15 protein-coding genes are annotated in these 17,095 nt (G+C 48.5%); 9 read left to right on the forward strand and 6 right to left on the reverse strand.

All coding sequences use genetic code 11. The features are described 5' to 3' along the window. The first annotated feature begins 724 nt into the window (after positions 1 to 724). Positions 725 to 1,471 (forward strand): collagen-like protein, encoded by a 747-nt coding sequence (locus WH37_RS25635; RefSeq protein WP_231594364.1) that lies wholly within the window; start codon positions 725 to 727, stop codon positions 1,469 to 1,471. Between the two features lie 383 nt (positions 1,472 to 1,854). On the opposite strand, the gene WH37_RS25640 is transcribed toward WH37_RS25635, so the two are convergent. The 5 genes from WH37_RS25640 to WH37_RS25660 all read right to left on the reverse strand — a co-directional run bounded on the left by WH37_RS25640 (position 1,855) and on the right by WH37_RS25660 (position 6,199). Beyond that, positions 1,855 to 2,724, reverse strand: coding sequence for a glycoside hydrolase family 88 protein (locus tag WH37_RS25640; protein WP_082111002.1), 870 nt, complete (start codon positions 2,722 to 2,724; stop codon positions 1,855 to 1,857). Further along, a complete protein-coding gene (locus WH37_RS25645) occupies positions 2,673 to 3,539 on the reverse strand; it encodes an AraC family transcriptional regulator (RefSeq protein ID WP_046233486.1) in 867 nt (288 codons plus the stop codon). The genes WH37_RS25640 and WH37_RS25645 overlap by 52 nt, the downstream gene beginning before the upstream one ends. Before the next feature lie 67 nt (positions 3,540 to 3,606). Next, positions 3,607 to 4,611 carry an aminoglycoside phosphotransferase family protein gene (locus WH37_RS25650; protein ID WP_046233487.1) on the reverse strand — a complete coding sequence of 335 codons (1,005 nt, stop codon included), beginning with the start codon at positions 4,609 to 4,611 and terminating at the stop codon, positions 3,607 to 3,609. A gap of 64 nt (positions 4,612 to 4,675) precedes the next feature. Then, positions 4,676 to 5,230 (reverse strand): SMI1/KNR4 family protein, encoded by a 555-nt coding sequence (locus WH37_RS25655; RefSeq protein WP_046233488.1) that lies wholly within the window; start codon positions 5,228 to 5,230, stop codon positions 4,676 to 4,678. A gap of 96 nt (positions 5,231 to 5,326) precedes the next feature. Next, positions 5,327 to 6,199, reverse strand: coding sequence for a hypothetical protein (locus tag WH37_RS25660; RefSeq protein ID WP_046233489.1), 873 nt, complete (start codon positions 6,197 to 6,199; stop codon positions 5,327 to 5,329). Between the two features lie 158 nt (positions 6,200 to 6,357). Here WH37_RS25660 and WH37_RS25665 point away from each other — a divergent pair, with 158 nt between their 5' ends. From WH37_RS25665 to WH37_RS36680, 7 genes are all read left to right on the forward strand, one after another. Beyond that, positions 6,358 to 6,861: an SMI1/KNR4 family protein gene (locus WH37_RS25665; protein ID WP_414812342.1), complete on the forward strand. Its 504-nt coding sequence runs from the start codon at positions 6,358 to 6,360 to the stop codon at positions 6,859 to 6,861. A gap of 30 nt (positions 6,862 to 6,891) precedes the next feature. Further along, on the forward strand, positions 6,892 to 7,335 hold the full coding sequence (locus tag WH37_RS25670) for a DMP19 family protein (RefSeq protein ID WP_231594365.1): 444 nt from the start codon (positions 6,892 to 6,894) through the stop codon (positions 7,333 to 7,335). A 15-nt stretch (positions 7,336 to 7,350) separates the two neighbouring features. Further along, on the forward strand, positions 7,351 to 7,872 hold the full coding sequence (locus WH37_RS25675; RefSeq protein WP_046233491.1) for a hypothetical protein: 522 nt from the start codon (positions 7,351 to 7,353) through the stop codon (positions 7,870 to 7,872). Between the two features lie 96 nt (positions 7,873 to 7,968). Further along, positions 7,969 to 8,838 (forward strand): AraC family transcriptional regulator, encoded by an 870-nt coding sequence (locus WH37_RS25680; RefSeq protein ID WP_046233492.1) that lies wholly within the window; start codon positions 7,969 to 7,971, stop codon positions 8,836 to 8,838. 203 nt (positions 8,839 to 9,041) lie between these two features. Then, positions 9,042 to 12,170 carry an ATP-binding protein gene (locus WH37_RS25685; protein ID WP_231594366.1) on the forward strand — a complete coding sequence of 1,043 codons (3,129 nt, stop codon included), beginning with the start codon at positions 9,042 to 9,044 and terminating at the stop codon, positions 12,168 to 12,170. A gap of 280 nt (positions 12,171 to 12,450) precedes the next feature. After that, the gene (locus WH37_RS25690) at positions 12,451 to 14,424 is read left to right on the forward strand and encodes a WD40/YVTN/BNR-like repeat-containing protein (protein WP_156182366.1); all 1,974 of its coding nucleotides are present in this window, start codon (positions 12,451 to 12,453) and stop codon (positions 14,422 to 14,424) included. 511 nt (positions 14,425 to 14,935) lie between these two features. Beyond that, positions 14,936 to 15,139 (forward strand): hypothetical protein, encoded by a 204-nt coding sequence (locus tag WH37_RS36680; protein WP_074904755.1) that lies wholly within the window; start codon positions 14,936 to 14,938, stop codon positions 15,137 to 15,139. Between the two features lie 69 nt (positions 15,140 to 15,208). Here WH37_RS36680 and WH37_RS25700 read toward each other — a convergent pair whose 3' ends face one another. Beyond that, positions 15,209 to 16,081, reverse strand: coding sequence for an AraC family transcriptional regulator (locus WH37_RS25700; protein ID WP_046233495.1), 873 nt, complete (start codon positions 16,079 to 16,081; stop codon positions 15,209 to 15,211). Between the two features lie 220 nt (positions 16,082 to 16,301). Between WH37_RS25700 and WH37_RS25705 the strand changes: the two genes are divergently transcribed. Next, a complete protein-coding gene (locus WH37_RS25705; RefSeq protein WP_046233496.1) occupies positions 16,302 to 17,081 on the forward strand; it encodes an SDR family NAD(P)-dependent oxidoreductase in 780 nt (259 codons plus the stop codon). Positions 17,082 to 17,095: the final 14 nt, after the last annotated feature.

Here is a 17,095-nt window from a genome sequence, read left to right on the forward strand (position 1 = left end):
GCATTAAACTAAAGGGCAGCATAGTTTAATCATTAAGGTGCTCCTGGTATCGAAAGAACGACTGGACAAGGACCTCCAATTGACAAAGTGGCTGGTCATCTCGTTGCTTCCTTAGACGGATTACGTTCGGCCGCTGCGATCAGGCTCTCCGTTCATTCTTCAGCCCAGCGTTCAAAGCGTGCACGAGGGGGAAGATCCTTAATCGCTTGAAGAAGCTCTGTTTTGCTTGTCTTCAGTACTTCCCTGAGGCTGGGTACTGAAGGTGCAAAAAAAGACCCAAATGTGATTTGGGTTGACGAATTGAAGGATGAGTTGTCTTAATATTAAATGATGTAATCATAACTGAAAGAGTGTTGGATTTTGTGGTATAACACTACCCTAGCATAAACCCAATTTTCTAAAAATAGTTTTTAGTCTAGCCAATACAGGCTATTAGTCCATACCTAAAAAAACCGACTCACGTACACTGAACCATCTTTATAGGGAGGTGTCGTTATTGAGTTGTCCCGATATAAAAAAACGGTGTAAAAAGAAAACCATGATGGTGTGCCATCCAAAAGAAAAAAAAAAGAAACGTCGTCTTCGAGTAAGTAAAAAGATAGTTTGTGAAAAGTGTCCCCCGCTTGAAGGACGGCAATTACTTGAAGGACTTGCGGGTGCGATTGCAGAAGCTGGACCTCAAGGACTTGCAGGAGCACTCGGACCCCAAGGATTAGCAGGGCTTGTGGGAGCAATTGGCGCACTTGGACCCGAAGGAATTGCAGGAGCACTTGGACCCCAAGGAGCAGCAGGAATTGTAGGAGCGATTGGCGCACTTGGAGCCCAAGGAATTGCAGGAGCACTTGGACCCCAAGGACTAGCAGGACTTGTAGGAGCGATTGGTGCACTTGGACCTGAAGGAATTGCAGGAGCACTTGGACCCCAAGGACTAGCAGGACTTGCAGGAGCAATTGGCGCAGCTGGACTGGCAGGACCAGCAGGAGCAGCGGGTCCAGCGGGACCAGCAGGAGCAGTGGGTCCAGCGGGACCTGCAGGGCCGGTAGGTGGAGTATTAGGCTTTGCAGATTTTTTTGCCTTGATGCCTCCTAATAATGCAGCAACTGTTGCTACCAACACGGACGTAAGTTTTCCGCAAGATGGTCCAATTAGTGGGACTGCAATTACCCGTATAAATGCGAGCTCATTTAACTTGTCTGCAATTGGCACATATCAGGTTTTGTTTCAGGTAAATGTAAACGAAGCGGGTCAACTGATTTTAACACTAAATGGCGCTGATCTGGCCTATACGGTGGTCGGGCGTGCAACAGGAACTTCTCAAATAGTAGGAATGGCACTTGTGCAAACGACGCTCATTAATTCAGTACTCACAGTTCGAAATCCTGCTGGCAATTCCACGGCACTCACGATCACTCCATTAGCTGGAGGAACAAGGCCAGATTCCGCACACCTTGTTATTATGCAGATCGCATAGAGGGGAAAATACAATATTTTTCGATAAAATGCCAAATATCAAATAGAGGCCGCCCTCAATATTTCTGCGGTATAATTCTTGGTACGGGGACATTGTGCTCCTACGATACAAATACAGATATACCATATTACTTTGATGACTATATAAAGGCAGTTGGAAAAGGAAAAGAAACAAGATACTGTGCAACAATTGTTTAATGTGTAGATGATTAAGCTAACGAAACGTTAGCTCAATAAAACAGCGGCAGTCTAATACTTTATTTTCTCGTCCAAGGCTTACCGCTGTTTTTATTGTTGGGCCATTCTTATGCATTAATTTTCAGTCTAATCGTTTCTTTTCTTTTAACAATCCGAGCAATTCATTTTTTATAGCGCTGCCAGCCGTTAAAAAATGCGGTGCTTCCAGCCGTTCAGCTTGGCAATCGCTTCGACATAATAATAATCGCAATAGATGAGCGATACATCGATAAAGCTGTTGCCGCTGCCCGTTCCATGCAGCAAAATCGCCTCATGCTCCGGCTGCTCCCATGTCGCATAATTTTCCGTTAGCGAACGCAAAATCCGCTCCGCGGCATTCGCATACAAGCTTTTCTCGCCCGGTGCTACAAGCTCCGTCAGCTCCAGCAGGCCAGATGCGGAGATGCTTGCCGCCGAGCTGTCCCGAAACAGGCGCTCATCGTCTCCGAGACGGAAATCCCAATACGGCACCTGATCATCCGGCAGGCCAGCGATAAAATAATGGGCGATGCGCTTCGCCGTATCCAGGAACCGCTCATCTCCAGTATGGCGATACGTATTCGTAAAACCGTAAAGTCCCCATGCCGTACCGCGGCTCCATGACGATTCCGGCGAATAGCCTTGGCCGCCGAAGTTTTCGAGGTAAGCGCCATTTTCAGCATCAAAGGAAATAATATGCTTAGTCGAGCCATCTGGACGAATGCCGTGCTGCATCGTCGTCTCGGCGTGGCTAATTGCAATATGCTTGTAACGCGGATCTCCGGTTACTTTGCTCGCCCAGAACAAGAGGGAAATGTTCAGCATGCAGTCGATTATGACCCAGCCATATTTGTCCTCATTCCAGGCGCGAATGAATTTTCCAACCGGATTATAGCGGGCAGCGAGGAAGTTCGCCGCTTCGATTCCTCGGCGCAAAGCATCCTCATCGCCAGTGAGACAGCTTATTATTACTTTGGTACTGGTTATTACTGATTTTTGCGGTATTTGAGCGGTGTGGTTCCGAGTACCTTGCGGAATAGTTGGTTAAAATAGGAGGCATTCGGGAAACCGATGGCAATGCCGATCTGCTCCACAGACAAATCTGTTGTGCGCAGCAGACGGCAAGCTTGCTTAATGCGCCGGGCGGTTAAATAATCGACAAGCCGGCTGCCCGTTTCCTGGTGAAACACTCTGGAAATATAGGATTTGGACAAATTCATTTGTGCCGCGAGCTGCTCCAAATGAATTTCTTCATGGTAATGCTCCTCGATCCAGCTCATGATTCGCTCGGAATAACGCAGCGAACGACGCTGTTCGGCAGGCAGCAGGGTACTGCTGCCACTTTCCAGACAGCTTACGAGCTGAAGCAGCAGCATCGTAATATTTTCAACATTTTCACCATGAATGGAGCCGTTTGACTGTTGATCGTAGTCGTAGGCCTGAAGCATCCATTCCATAACCTCGGCACGCTCGCTGAGATCAAAGCCGCATCGATCATTCGTACCTTGCCATAACGCCGAAAATATCGTTTTGCGATTCGGAAAACCGAGCAGCAGCTTCTCTGCGACATGAGGGTCGATGTAAAAAATCGAGCGCTGAAACGGGCTTTCCGGCGAAACGTCCGAATAAATGCGATGCAGCTGATAGGGCTGGAAGAAAAACAGCATGCCCTGGCGAATATCGTACATTTGCTGATTGACGACAATATGCCCCTGGCCGCGATGGATGTACATAATTTCACAGCATTGATGCCAGTGGTAATAACCTTTGTAGTGGTCGTCCGTGTACAGATTATAATTCCACACGAGCGACTGCTGATTGTGAAAAAGAACAGGTTCGAACAGCTGCTTCATAAGCCCTCCGCGATGACAAAATATAAACATTTGTATTCGGTTAAATATCAAAATGGTTGCAGTTGCTTTAACCAATGCCATATTTGGCGAGATACTGCGGATACGAATGAAGATGAACGGCTCTGGCCTTGCGCTGAGCTTCCTCCCGATGCTCCGGCACCTGCTCAGCCTCGACATAATCAGCCAGCACGTCGATGACGTCATCTAGAAGCTTCGCCCGAAAATACAGCTCCAACCGTTCGAGGGCCGCAGTCCCTGCTTCTGCTTGCACCTTTTCTCTCCATATCGGCCAGGACGGACCATGCGTTAGTGGCCAAAGCAGTACCGAGTAGTCCATCGCCGCATCGCCCTGGCCAGATAAGTCGTCCCAGTCGATTATCCGGAAGCCGTGCCTGTCGCATGTCAGTACGTTGTTGCTGTTCAGGTCGTTATGAACAACATCACTCGCAGGGAGTAGAAACGCAGGGGTCAGCCGAACGGTGTCCCTCAGCCTCCCAACCTCTTCCTCGAACCACAAAATCGTCTCGTCCGACACGAAATCCCTGAGCAGATCGCGCGAACTTCGGATTTCGTCGAGATCCTCCGTAAACCGGGTAATATACTCGTCCTCGAACGCCTCTGCATAAGTGCGGGTCTCAGCTTTGGGCAGCATTCCGCGAAGACGTTCGTCACGATGGAGCTTAGCGACTGTCGCCATGGCCCCCGTTAGCGCAACCTCAGGGTTCCGCGTTTCCTTAAGCGGGATTGCATCCTCGATAAATTCGAAAACTAGTCCGTAGGGATATCCCGGCACGATTTCGCACTCAATCGCATGGACCAGTCTGGGCGCGGTGTAGTTCTCGGCAAGATAATCACTAACGCCCGCCCACTGCTGAAGACGCGCGGCTTTGCTAGGTGGGGCCAGCTTGACGTGAAGCTGAGTGCGGCCGTCCGTCAGACGGACAGACAAGTTGCCGAAGCCTCCAGGGTTATAGATATATGACGCCCTGATATTATTAGGGTCTAAACCAATGGCATCAGCGTTTACCGACGCCCATTCCGCAATCATTTTTTCAACTAGTTGTACCTGCATATCTACACTCTACTTTCTCGGCATATTTTGGTCTATACCGGATATTTTTGCATATTAACCTGTTCTAACTATGCAGCTCATCATCCGCTGCTGTTTTTCCGCTGCACAACTCCAGAAAAGTATCTGCGATTTTTCGGCAATCCTCATAGTCCAGGTTGCCAGAGTGGGCAACGATGATCGGATATTCTCCGTCCGCGCTATTGTGCCGCATATCCCAAATATAATGATTGCCGCTGCCGTCCATACCGAAGGAAACAGCTCCGGGCATATAAGCTGGAAAGTCATATGCGAGGTTCATTTCCCTCAAATTCGCTGCGCTGAAAAATTGAAAATGGCGGTCGCCACTGCCGAATTCACCGCCATTGGAATAGCGTAGGAACGCGAGATAGCTACCCGGCAAATTTTTCTGCGGAAAGGTCCATGTGGCAGGATTTAGCGGGACATAGTGCAGATGCAGCGGGTCCGTCACTGGAAAAGGATTATGCTGCCTATCAGCAATTTCCTGCTTTTCTTCTTCGGTAAGGGCTGCATTCCAGTTGTTCAGAAAATGCTGCAAATCATCCTCAGACAAAGCGTCTGCTTTCTGATAGCTATTTTCAAAACGAAACGTCCATTTCATTAACGAATCCTCCTGAAGCCAAATGTTAAGTTTCACTAAACGGCTCATACGCTCATACGGCTTAAATGGCTTAAACGGCCCGTTATGATAGTGGCCCTATTGGCCTGAAATATATTCACCGAACAGCTGCCGCGCTTTATCCCAGTCTACGCCTAGCTCGCCCTTCCAGCCGGCCCATGGCATCTCCATATCGGAGCGTCCTTTGGTATTATTCAGCTGGAGCTCTCCGTTCAAAACGTCCTCAATATTCGTCCAAGAGTCATAAGTGAGGGGGAGGACCGTATTTGGTAATACTCCTACCGATGCTAGAGATTTCAGAATGCTGCGGCGCATGCCGGGCGTTCCCTTTAGAAGCTTCGCTGCGCTGAGGCGCTTCTCCAATTGGCCGGGCGTTTCATCGTCTTCCGCTTCATCAATGAAGTGCAGAAGCTGGGTGAATTTTTGGATATCGTCAGCCGTTGGAACAATTGGTCCATGCTCAGTCAACTCAGCTAGTTCGGTCAAATGGGCGTAAGCGCCAACTGTCGAATCATAGGCATTTCCCAAATGAATGGCGTACCGAATATACGTTAGATGCTCGTACTGGTCTTTGCTGAATCCGCAATATTTGCAGCATACGAAACGCTCCGCCTGCTCATACGGATGCTCCTGCATATGAATCATTTGTTTATAGTTAATTAAAGAAGATATGCCCGCTGGAAAGCTGCCGCCGACGCCAGCAATGAACACGCCAGCAATGCTGACCCACGAAAATGATTCGATGGATTGAAGCGCAATGAGCTTGCGGTTCAGCTCGTCATGGGTAAGCAGCTCGATTTTATTAGCTTCCCAATGATAATGCTCAAGCAGTTCACGCTCGACTGGCTCCAAAATATCCGTGTTATATAGACTAATGCTGCGATCTGGATCGTAGTGGGCATTGGCATACTTATACAGCTTTTTGAGCGCTTTCAACAGTTTTTTATCCATTATGTAAACTCCTTGTCTATTAGAAATAAAGAAGAATGCCCTTCAAACCTAAGCTTAATAGCAACACATGGCCAATGCAAATCGGGGAGGGGAAATTGGTAGAATACGCTAATAGGATGGTACAATAGGAAGCAAGAGCAGGGTAAGTAGGAGCAAGAATGGAAGAAGCTAAAATGGCACAGAAGCTAGTTATTTTCGGCAAGGAGGACATGGATGATATGAAAAAGGAGCTTGTGGAACGACTAAAGGCGTTCCTTTATCGGGAGGATAATCTTTCTTTAGTCGGCATTGCTGCCAGCCAAGAGGAAATAGCAAGTGCGCAGGAGCGGCTGAATGTAAGCTTTCATGCGGATTATGTTCATTTTATTCAGACGTTTGGCGGTGCATATGCAGGTCTGGCTGTACATGCGTTCTCGAATGGCTCCAGCATTGGAAAAGAAACGGTTGTCGAATTGACGCTGGAGTTTCGGGAGCAATTTGAAGGCAGTCCATTTGCCGAGCTTTTGGAGAGCAGCTATGTGATATCGATGGATGGTTCCGGCGATCCTATTATCATTAATCCGGATGGGCAGGTTCTCATCTGTTATCACGATAACGGGGAAATGAAGCAATTGGCAGACTCATTTGAGGCGCTGATTGAGGATTGTTTTTTGGAGTGGTGAGGGATGACGGACAAGAGAGGAGGAAGTCCAGTGGAGAAAAATGTTTCGGATTTATGGTTTGATTTTGCCATGCAATTCGTGGACAAGAAAAATCTTGCTGGCGGAGATTGGGGCTCTTTAACGGAGGCTGAGCAGGAAGTTGCGGCATTATGGCTGCTGGAAGGCGATATGTATAACGGCGGGTTTTTGCAGTTTTTTTGCAACTGGGGATATGAAGCGTATTTGCATGCTGTTCGTGCCTTAAACACAATTACGGCGCCAAAAGCGCTGGCTATTCTCACAGACTGCTATGAGGTGATCGATGCCTATAAGGATGATCCTCGATTAGAAGCCCTTTGGGACATCCCGAAGGTGCTGACGGAGGAGGAGAGCGATACGCTCGAAGATCAGGATGAGCAGTTTTGGGAGGATGAGGACAAGCTGTCCGAGAAGGCTTATGCGCATTATTATCTTTCGTTACAGTTAAAGCCTTAGATATGGAGGGAATAAATGGGGACGGATATTCATTGTTTCGTAGAGCAAAAAATGTATCGGTATGCGGGCTTAGATGATACAGGAATATGGATTTCAATTGATAAATGGACTAAAAGCAGTTGGGCCATTCTTTATTCAGAACGTAACGAAGAGGCGCCTTGGGTAGTCGAGAGAGAGGACATGATTTTCAAAGATAGGAATTATAATCTCTTCGCCATTCTGGCCAATATTCGGAATTCTGACCAAATGCCTTTTATCAGTGAGCCACGCGGGTTGCCTGACGATGTTAGTCCAGAAATCCGGCTTCAAATGAAATATGGTGATTATCATAGCACTACTTGGTTTACCGCCAAAGAACTATTAGAATACAATTGGGATCAAGTGTTTGAGTTCGAAGACGAAACGATGGACGGAAAAGTTTTTATTGATACCGTAAATTATATGGAATGTAGCCGTGCTTTTTTGGATGTCGTCAAACGTTTGGTTGCTAGGGAAAATCCATCAAATATGCGGCTTATAATTACGTTTGACAGTTAAAGCCTTAAACGAACCCGTCAATTTGGTGCATGAACTGTCGGACTCCTTCGGGGCGAATTTGATACTCTACAAGTGTGGAAGGGAGGGCAACTAAAGATGCTTGAGCACATGAACCGGGCATTGGCCTATATTGAAGAGCATTTGACGGAGGAAATTGATTTTAAAGAGGCAGCAAGGCGGGCGTTATGCTCGGAATATCATTTTAAGCGAATGTTCTCATTCCTTGCCGGGCTTACGATGTCAGAGTACATTCGCCGCAGGCGTCTAACGCTGGCTGCATTTGAGCTGCAACAAAGCCAGGTTAGAGTCATCGATGTTGCGATGAAATATGGCTATCAATCACCGGACGCATTTACGAAGGCGTTTCAGCTTTATCATGGGGTTACGCCATCCGAAGCAAGAAGCAGCGGACCATCGTTAAAGGTTTGCCCTCGCATGACCTTCCAGTTAATCGTTAAAGGAGGAGTCGAAATGAATTATCGCATCGAGGAAAAAGCGGGCTTTCGCATCGTCGGCATTCACAAGCGGGTGCCCATCCAGTTTAACGGGGTGAATCCGGAAATCGCGGCGATGTGGCAAAGCTTGGATGAGCAAAAGATAACGGCGCTCAAGCAGCTCTCCAATACCGAGCCTTATGGCATGATCAGCGGCTCGGCGAATTTCTCGGAAGGCCGGATGGACGAGAAGGGCGAGCTGGACCATTATATTGGCGTGGCCACAACGTTCGCGTGTCCGGAGCCATTTTCACAATTGGAGGTTGCCGCATCATCCTGGGCAGTATTTGAAGCAGTCGGGCCATTCCCGGGTACCCTCCAAGAAATTTGGGGCCGCATTTATTCGGAGTGGTTCCCGTCTTCCAGCTATGAGCAAGTAGAGGGACCGGAGATTTTATGGAATGAGCATAAGGACATCACGTCCGCGACGTTTAAAAGCGAGATATGGATACCGGTCAGGAAGCGAATGTAAGACAGTAGCGATGGATGCAGCGTAAAAGAAAGGGAAGCCGGAAGGAACCGGGCTTCCCTTTTTTCGTTCGTTGAGATTGCTGAATCAAGGTTATGGGCAGGGCTTCCAGCAGCACGATGATTCGCGCTATTTTCATTTTTAACAGCATGCGCTATATTTGAGAGAATTAGAATGTAACGGTAAATGAGGGGTTTATAATCATTTTGAGAAAACAGATTAAGTTAAGCCATGTGATTTACTTGGTATTTTTTGTTTTGCTTCTGATTATTGTGCGCTGGAGTTGGCATAGTCAGTTCACCTTGGACAATCCGCCAACGGTAAAGCAAGGCGTACTGGATTTGCGCGGTATAGATCTGGATGAATCCAAGCCGTTTCCGCTGGACGGAGAGTGGTTATTTTATGCGGGGCAGTGGGTTGGTGCATCTAGTGTAGGAAGCGCTATACAGAGTCAACTGCTGCAGGTGCCGGGAAAATGGAACACAGCATTTGATCATGCTGATCAAGAGGCGTACGGATATGGAACGTATTATGTGCGTATTTTGCTTGATCGGCCTTTAGTGGAACCGTTTAGCGTGTGGTTTCAATCGATTTATACCGCTTCGGAGGTGGAGATTAACGGGGAGCTGCTTGCCAAGTTCGGTAAGCTTGCCGAGGGTCAGGAAGGACATGTTTCCGAAAATAAATCATTCAAGGTGAGCTATGACGGGGAAAATCAAGTGGAGCTGGATTTGTTCGTTCGAGCATCCAATTATGAAGCGCCGCTGAACGGTGGCATTATTCGCTCTGTACAGTTTGGCATGGAAGAAGGGATTGACCAAATCTATTCCTATTCCAGTGCTTTTCAGCTAATCGTTATTGTCATTTTTCTGCTTCATGCGTTATACGCGCTGATCATTTATTTGATTAATGTTCGAAAAACAGAATTTATTATGTTTTTTCTCATGATGATTACGTCAGCCATGACGGTTGCCGTCTATCACCATGGGCTTTTATTCCAGTGGATTCCTACTGAATTTGTATGGACGTTGAAGCTGAAAGCTTTTGCGTACATTTGGTTCTCTTTTTTTCTCCTCATGATGGGCAGGGCTTTTATTGGGGTTACTCGCAAAGGTCTGTTGTTTTACAGCTACGTCTGCCTACTAGCGGCGTATACGATTTTTGTTACAATGGGCTCGCTAGAGCTGGCTCTTTATTCCATCGAATCGGGGCTATACATGCTGCTGTATTACCTCCCCTTGTTCTGGACGACCTATTATTTTATGAAAATGGTGTTGAATCAGGCAGAAGGCGCGTTGTTTCTCTTATTTTCCGTCGTCTGTGTCATTAATAATATTTTGTGGGGAACGGTGTATTACGCCGGAACGTCGCAATTTATGTTTTATCCCGTAGATTTAATTGCTGCGATTACCAGCTTCTCCGCCCATTGGTTTAAAAGATATTATCACAATTGGCATGAAAATGTATCCCTCAACGCCCAATTGGCGGAGTCGAATCGCTTGAAGGATCGTTTTCTGGCCAATACGTCGCATGAGCTGCGCACACCGCTGCACGGCATTATGAACATCGCCCAAAGCGTGCTGACGCGAAAAAAACATGTGCTGGATGGGCAAAGCCAGCGCGACATGGAGCTGCTTATTATGGTCAGCCGCCGGATGTCGCTTATGCTGAATGATCTGCTTGACGTTGTCAGGCTGCAGGATAAAAGGATTCAAGTACGAATGACCGCGGTGAAAGTCCAGTCTGTCGCTGCTGGTGTGCTGGATATGCTGCGGTTTTTGACCGAGGGCACGAAGGTGAAGCTGCGGATGGACATAAAGGAAGATTTGCCGCATGTTTATGCCGATGAAGAACGATTGGTGCAAATTATCATTAATTTGGTGCATAATGCACTGAAGTACACCCAAGAGGGAACCGTGGAGCTGGCTGCCGAGCAAGTAAACGGACAAGTATGGATACGTGTAACGGATACCGGAGTGGGTATGGATGAGGCGATGCAAAAGCGTGCTTTCAAGCGTTATGAGCAAGTCGCTTCTGGCAGCGGTGGCATTGGGCTCGGGCTAAGTATTTGCAAGGACCTGGTCGAATTGCATGGCAGTGAGCTGTTCGTTCAATCCCAGCCGGGCAAAGGCAGTATATTCAGCTTTAAATTGTCCGTGTTTGATGAGAGTGTGGAAGACGCCTTGCCTCAGCCCATGATTCATATGAAAAAGGAAGCGGAATCGCTGGCGTCTGTCGGCGCACAGCTTGCAGCAGGAGCGGACGCGATGGCAGCCGCCCGTCATGATTTAACCGAAGTCGATCTGCCTGCTTCAAAGTCTGGAGGAGATGCTGAACGGATTCGTGTGCTGGCTGTTGATGATGATCCCGTCAATTTGAAGGTGCTGGTTCATATTTTGTCAGCGGATATGTACCATATTGAAATGGCGTTTTCCGCGCGGGAAGCATTGGACAAGCTCCATCGTGAGCAGTGGGACCTTGTTATTGCAGACGTTATGATGCCCGGCATGTCAGGGTATGAATTGACGCGGTTAATTCGCGAGCGTTTTACGCTGTATGAGCTGCCGATTATTTTGCTGACCGCGCGCAGCGAGCCAGAAGATATTTATGCCGGTTTCGTGGCAGGAGCGAACGATTATGTTACTAAGCCCGTAGATGCACTGGAGCTAAGGTATCGGGCGGGGTCGCTTTCATCGCTCAAGCAGGCGGTTAATGAACGTTTGAGCATGGAAGCCGCTTATTTGCAGGCGCAGATTCAGCCGCATTTTCTGTTTAATGCTTTGAATTCGATTTTGGCGCTAAGCGAAATTGATGCGGACAAGATGAGAAATCTAGCAGAAGCGTTTACAGCTTACCTGCGTATTAGTTTTGACTTTCTCACCGCAGGCAAGCTTGTACCACTATCTCGGGAGCTTGAGCTGGTAGAGAATTATTTATATATTGAGCAGCAGCGTTTTGGAGAGCGGCTAAAGGTGGAGTGGGAAGTACAGGCGGATGTTGATAAGGACATGCCGATTCCTCCGCTTACCATTCAGCCATTAGTGGAAAATGCGGTCAGGCATGGGCTGTTGAGCCAGCGCAAGGGCGGAACGCTAGGCATTCGGATCGTGCAGCAAGCTGATACAGTGGAATTTTATGTAAGTGATACGGGGATTGGTATGGATGAGGAGCAGATTCGTAGGCTGTTGAAACCAGCGGGAAGAGAAAATCGTGGGATTGGGCTGTTGAATACGCATAGTCGATTGACCCGGCTTTATGGGAGAGGGCTGAAGATTGAAAGCAAGGTAGGTGAGGGGACGGTAGTTGAGTTTGAGGTTGCGAGGTTTGGGGAGTAGAAGCCTCTCTGATTATATTTTCTATTAATCTCATTAAATGAAAGTATATAATTAAAATGTCAGTTAATAGAACGATATAGAGATGAATGCAGAATGTGATAGGCAGGGAACGTGATGGCGTTCTAATATTGCAGGAATTGAGGGAACAGATTTGGACTGGAGAAAAATGCTGGGTATGTTGTTGGCCATTGTTGTTCTGTTGCTGCCCGGCAACACAGCGTATGCTGTATCATCGGAAAGCTATACGTGGAAGAATGTATCTATCGGGGGAGGAGGGTATGTGACAGGAATTGTGATTCATCCGTCTGAACCGGATCTGGTGTATATCCGCACTGACGTTGGCGGGGCATACCGTCTGGACCCGAATGATTCAAGCTGGATTCCGCTAATGGACGGACTGGGCCCGGAACAAAGCAATTTGTATGGAATTGACGGTATTGCGCTTGATTCACAAAACCCTGATATCGTCTATGTAGCAGCTGGAAAAACAGGGAGCGCATCTCCCAGTGATATTCTGAAATCTACCGACCGCGGGAATACTTGGTCCAGAACAAATTTGAACAAGCGCAATGAGGCTAATGGCAATGTGGAGCGGGCCATGGGGGAGAGTATTGCAGTTCACCCCAATCTATCTAACATTGTGTATGCGGGTACCCGGTATGACGGGTTGTATAGAAGCCAGGATGCAGGACAAACCTGGTCCAAAGTAAATGAGGTTCCCGCCGGGACAAGTGGCAAAGGGATTCGCAGCCTGATCTTCGGGAGTGTTCCCGGGGCAACTAACCTGGAGACAGCGCTCTATGTCGGTGTAATGGGTATCGGAATTTATGAGACACGAGGCGAGGGCTCTGTTTGGAATCTGATTCCGGGAAGCCCTACACATCCGGCTCGTTTGGCCGCAGGGCAGGATGGGTCGTTGTATGTGACCACGCCCAATAACGGAGTGCATAGGTATAAGGACGGAAGCTGGAGCAATATTACGCCTAATGCAGCATATACGTCCTATTACGGCATTGATATAGATCCGCATAACGATAGCCATCTCCTGGCAGCGGTCAGGACAGGCGGAGCCCAGCTTCCGCTGTACCGTTCCATAAACAGGGGAGAGAGCTGGACGTTAGTGAACAAGGCTCAAACCTCCAAACCCGGTTGGTGGCAGACCAATATGTTTTTTTCAGCCACTTCTACTGTCGTGTTTGACCCGCATCATGCCGGAACCGTTTATTCCGCTGACTGGTTTGGCGTCTACAGAACAAGAGACATCGGGACGTTGTGGACAAAATGGGAGACCCTATCCAAAGGTCATGAAGAGGTCGTTGCCCTGACAGGAGCTACGCCGCCAGACGGAGCGGCGCTGTTCACTGGTGTAGCCGATGTTATTGGCTTTCGTCATATTGATGTGAATGCTTCACCTTCAACGAGGCTGGAGATGAGTTCGATGCGGGAGATGGTTAGTGTTGACTATCACGAAGCTAATCCACAATATATGGCCTTTATCGGGAGTGATGACTGGTATGGAACAGTTACCCGCATGTTCGTTTCATCAGATAATGGGCTGACAATGGAAGCCCGCCCTGTACCTGCGGGCTCTAAGCTGGGCAGACTTGCTTATTCAGCTACAGACCTCAATACGATCGTGTGGTTTCCTCAATCCGGCAGTCCAGTGAGGACAACAGACAGGGGAGCAACATGGGAGGCCATGACAGGGGCGCCGACGGGTACGGTGGGCGGGAGTATGATATTTTCATACAATCATCCGATAGCTGCTGATCGGGTGGACGGAAGCAAGTTTTATGCATATAAATCGGGCTATCTGCATGTGAGCTCGGATGCAGGACAAAGCTGGTCCATAGCTAACCAAACGCCGCTGCCAGGGGGAAGTCCTGTGAAGGTTGAAGCAGCTCCTGGAATGGAAGGCGTCCTCTGGATTAGCTTAGGTGCCAATGGCGTGTATGTCTCAGCCAATTCAGGAGCCTCTTTTACCAAGTTGAATCAGATCAAGGAGGCTAGATTGTTTGCATTCGGCAAAGCGGCCCCGGGACAGACACAGCCAGCAGCTTTTATATATGGAGAGGTCGGCGGGATGAAGGGAATATTCCGTTCGGATGATATGGGAAGCACATGGATACAGATTAATTCGCCGCAAATGCAAATCGGAAATGAGCCTCAGGTTATGGTGGCAGACCGTCAGGAATACGGAAAAGTATATATTGGAACTAACGGGCGCGGCTTTATGGCTGGAACAAAGGATTAGGCTTGTGAGGCTGGGGGGGCGCTGGGCAAGCAACGGGGCAACATCGTTATTCCAAAATGATCGAGCCCCAAGAATGAATAGACGGATTGTAATATGAAGTGCGACACATAAAAATGACCCAAGACAGATTCGTGTGTAGAATGAAGTTATCACACCACCCCTACACAAGAGAATCGGCCATGAGCTACAAACATCTTACCACAAGAGAGCGAAGTCAGCTAGAAGTGCTCTATCAATTGGGATGGTCCGCTAGAGCCAAGCGAGAAGCTTTTGGACATTGGGAACTGGATACGAGAGTAGTAAAAGCAATCAATAGGGTTGAAAGTCCACAATTGGGGTTTGGGGTATACAAAATAACGAAAGGAAGATAGTTTGAAACGGCGATCAGTGAGGCTATTCGAATCGGATATCGGCATTTTGATACTGCTAAAATTTATGGCAATGAGCAGAATTAGGAAGAGAGATTCAGAAAAGCGGGCTATCGCGCGAGGGATTTTTTATCACGTCTAAAGTGTGGAATACGGATCTTGGATATGAAGCGACCAAGAAGGCTTTTGAACAAACTTGTAAAAAGCTGAACGTAGATTACTGGGATATATACTTAATTTATTTTGCCGCACCTGATTATTTGGAAACGTGGAGGGCTGCTAATCAATCCGATTGTCCTCACATATACAGCTGTATGAGGTATAGTACCGTTACAGCTCTATACTAAATAATAAACCAACGCAGCAGGCCACCGCGCAAACGGTGGCCTATTCGCGTAAGACAGGTAGCCCCAACGTTAGAGCACCATTACTCTTGCTTGCGGCTGCAGTCGATACTGCTTAGGACTGACGCCATAGGAGGCGCTGAAATGGCGCGTGAACGGGTGGATGGAGGGGTAGCCGAGCCGCTCAGCGATGGCCGTTACACTCAGCTCGGTTTCCAGCAAGAGATTGGAAGCGCGCCTCATCAGCAGCTTGTGATGGTAGGCTTTGGGCGTTAGACCAGTCTCACGCAGAAACAGGGCGTGGAAGTAGGTGCGCTTCAAGCCGCAAAATGTCCACCAGGTTTCAACCGGCTCGCGCTGCTCTGGATGGTCGTTCAAGTGAGCGAGCAAACGGACAATCCGGTAATCGGTTGGCTGATGGGTGTGAACCGTATTGTACCAGTTCAGCATCCACGCATAGAACAGACTATTGATCATCTCCGTCCGGTAAAACGCCGCGTTATGATAAAGCTTGGCGAGCATAACGAATGATTCATACAGCTCAGGATAGGGCTGCAGTGAATAGACGCCTGGCAAACGGTCCAGCTCGGCGCAGGGGAAGGAGCGGGAAGTTTCGTGCAGTTCAAACGGTTCGGGCGCATAAATAAAGGTTCGATTGGCGGAAACCGGTTCCTTGTCGTCCCATAGATCGGCATAGAGATTATAGGATTGCAGCGGATGGCTAGGCGTAATATGAAAGGCATGCGGCTCTGCCGGCTTCAGAAAAATAAGCGTTCTGCTGTCGAACGGGTAACGTACTCCGTTAATCTCCATCTCCCCTGGCCCATCGGTAAATAGATGAAAAGCATACACGCTGCAGACGCGCAGCTTCTCGTTGGAGCTGCCGTCATACAAGTAGTACATGCAGTCGCCGACATAGGGGGTCATCTCGTTCAGAAGCTTCATGCGAGCACCTCGTTTTATATTATTATACTTAAAAATTAGCGGATGAATCGTCAAATTAATGGATGCCTGATCAAATACGAATATCTACATCAATGATACAATAACTGCAATGTTAAGCATAGTTCTGTTGGCATCTTGGTGGATTTATTAACAACAGAAAACAACAGAAGCGACTAGGTTCTGCGCTTCGAGATATGATCCCGTCCAAGGAGGGAAGCTTTTGCGATTTAACCAAAAGGTCGTGCTGGTCACGGGCGGCGGCTCCGGTATCGGTGAGGCATGCGCGGAGATGTTCGCCGCCGAAGGGGCGTATGTCGTCATAGCGGATTTGAATGCTTCGGAGGCGCAGCGAGTGGCGAATGGTCTGCTCCAAAAACACAAACTTTTGAAAGGGCTTCCAAAAATTTTGGCGCTCCAGGCCGATGTCTCGCGAGAGGAGTCCGTCGCTTCGCTTATGGTGACAACGCTGCAAACGTTTGGACGACTGGACGTGCTCATTAACAACGCTGCCATCATCTGTCCGAGGTCCATAGAGGACATTGACGAACAGGCTTTCGACCGGCTGTACGCCGTTAATGTGAAAGGCGTCTATCTCATGATCAAACACGCCATCGCACATTTGCGCAGCACGAAAGGGGCTATCGTCAATCTGGCATCGTTGAACGGTCTCATTGGACAACGGAACAATGCCGTATACGCCGCCTCCAAGGGAGCGGTTATTGCTATGACCAAATCGCTGGCACTTGATTTTGCCCCAAGCGGCGTCAGGGTCAACTGCGTATGTCCAGCGGGCGTGATGACGCCGCTGCTGGAAGAGTGGGCGCAGCAGCAAGTCGATCCTGCCGCTGCGCAGCGCACTTTGAACGAGATGCACCCGCTCGGACGTCCGGCCAGTTCTGCGGAGATTGCGCAGGCGGTGCTCTATTTGGCGTCGGAGCAGGCTTCCTTCATCACGGGTGTGGCGCTTCCGGTCGAAGGCGGCGCATCTCTAGGCTACTAACTTACAGGGCAGGA

Origin of the sequence: Paenibacillus algorifonticola (assembly GCF_000971975.1) — a bacterium.
In the GTDB taxonomy this organism is placed as follows: Bacteria; Bacillota; Bacilli; order Paenibacillales; family Paenibacillaceae; genus Pristimantibacillus; species Pristimantibacillus algorifonticola.

Coding starts and splice junctions, on each gene's coding strand:
- WH37_RS25645 (WP_046233486.1), bottom strand. CDS start 3,539: ATGAAGCAGCTGTTCGAACCTGTTCTTTTTCACAATCAGCAGTCGCTC.
- WH37_RS25675 (WP_046233491.1), top strand. CDS start 7,351: ATGGGGACGGATATTCATTGTTTCGTAGAGCAAAAAATGTATCGGTAT.
- WH37_RS25660 (WP_046233489.1), bottom strand. CDS start 6,199: ATGGATAAAAAACTGTTGAAAGCGCTCAAAAAGCTGTATAAGTATGCC.
- WH37_RS25665 (WP_414812342.1), top strand. CDS start 6,358: ATGGAAGAAGCTAAAATGGCACAGAAGCTAGTTATTTTCGGCAAGGAG.
- WH37_RS25650 (WP_046233487.1), bottom strand. CDS start 4,611: ATGCAGGTACAACTAGTTGAAAAAATGATTGCGGAATGGGCGTCGGTA.
- WH37_RS25655 (WP_046233488.1), bottom strand. CDS start 5,230: ATGAAATGGACGTTTCGTTTTGAAAATAGCTATCAGAAAGCAGACGCT.
- WH37_RS25680 (WP_046233492.1), top strand. CDS start 7,969: ATGCTTGAGCACATGAACCGGGCATTGGCCTATATTGAAGAGCATTTG.
- WH37_RS25700 (WP_046233495.1), bottom strand. CDS start 16,081: ATGAAGCTTCTGAACGAGATGACCCCCTATGTCGGCGACTGCATGTAC.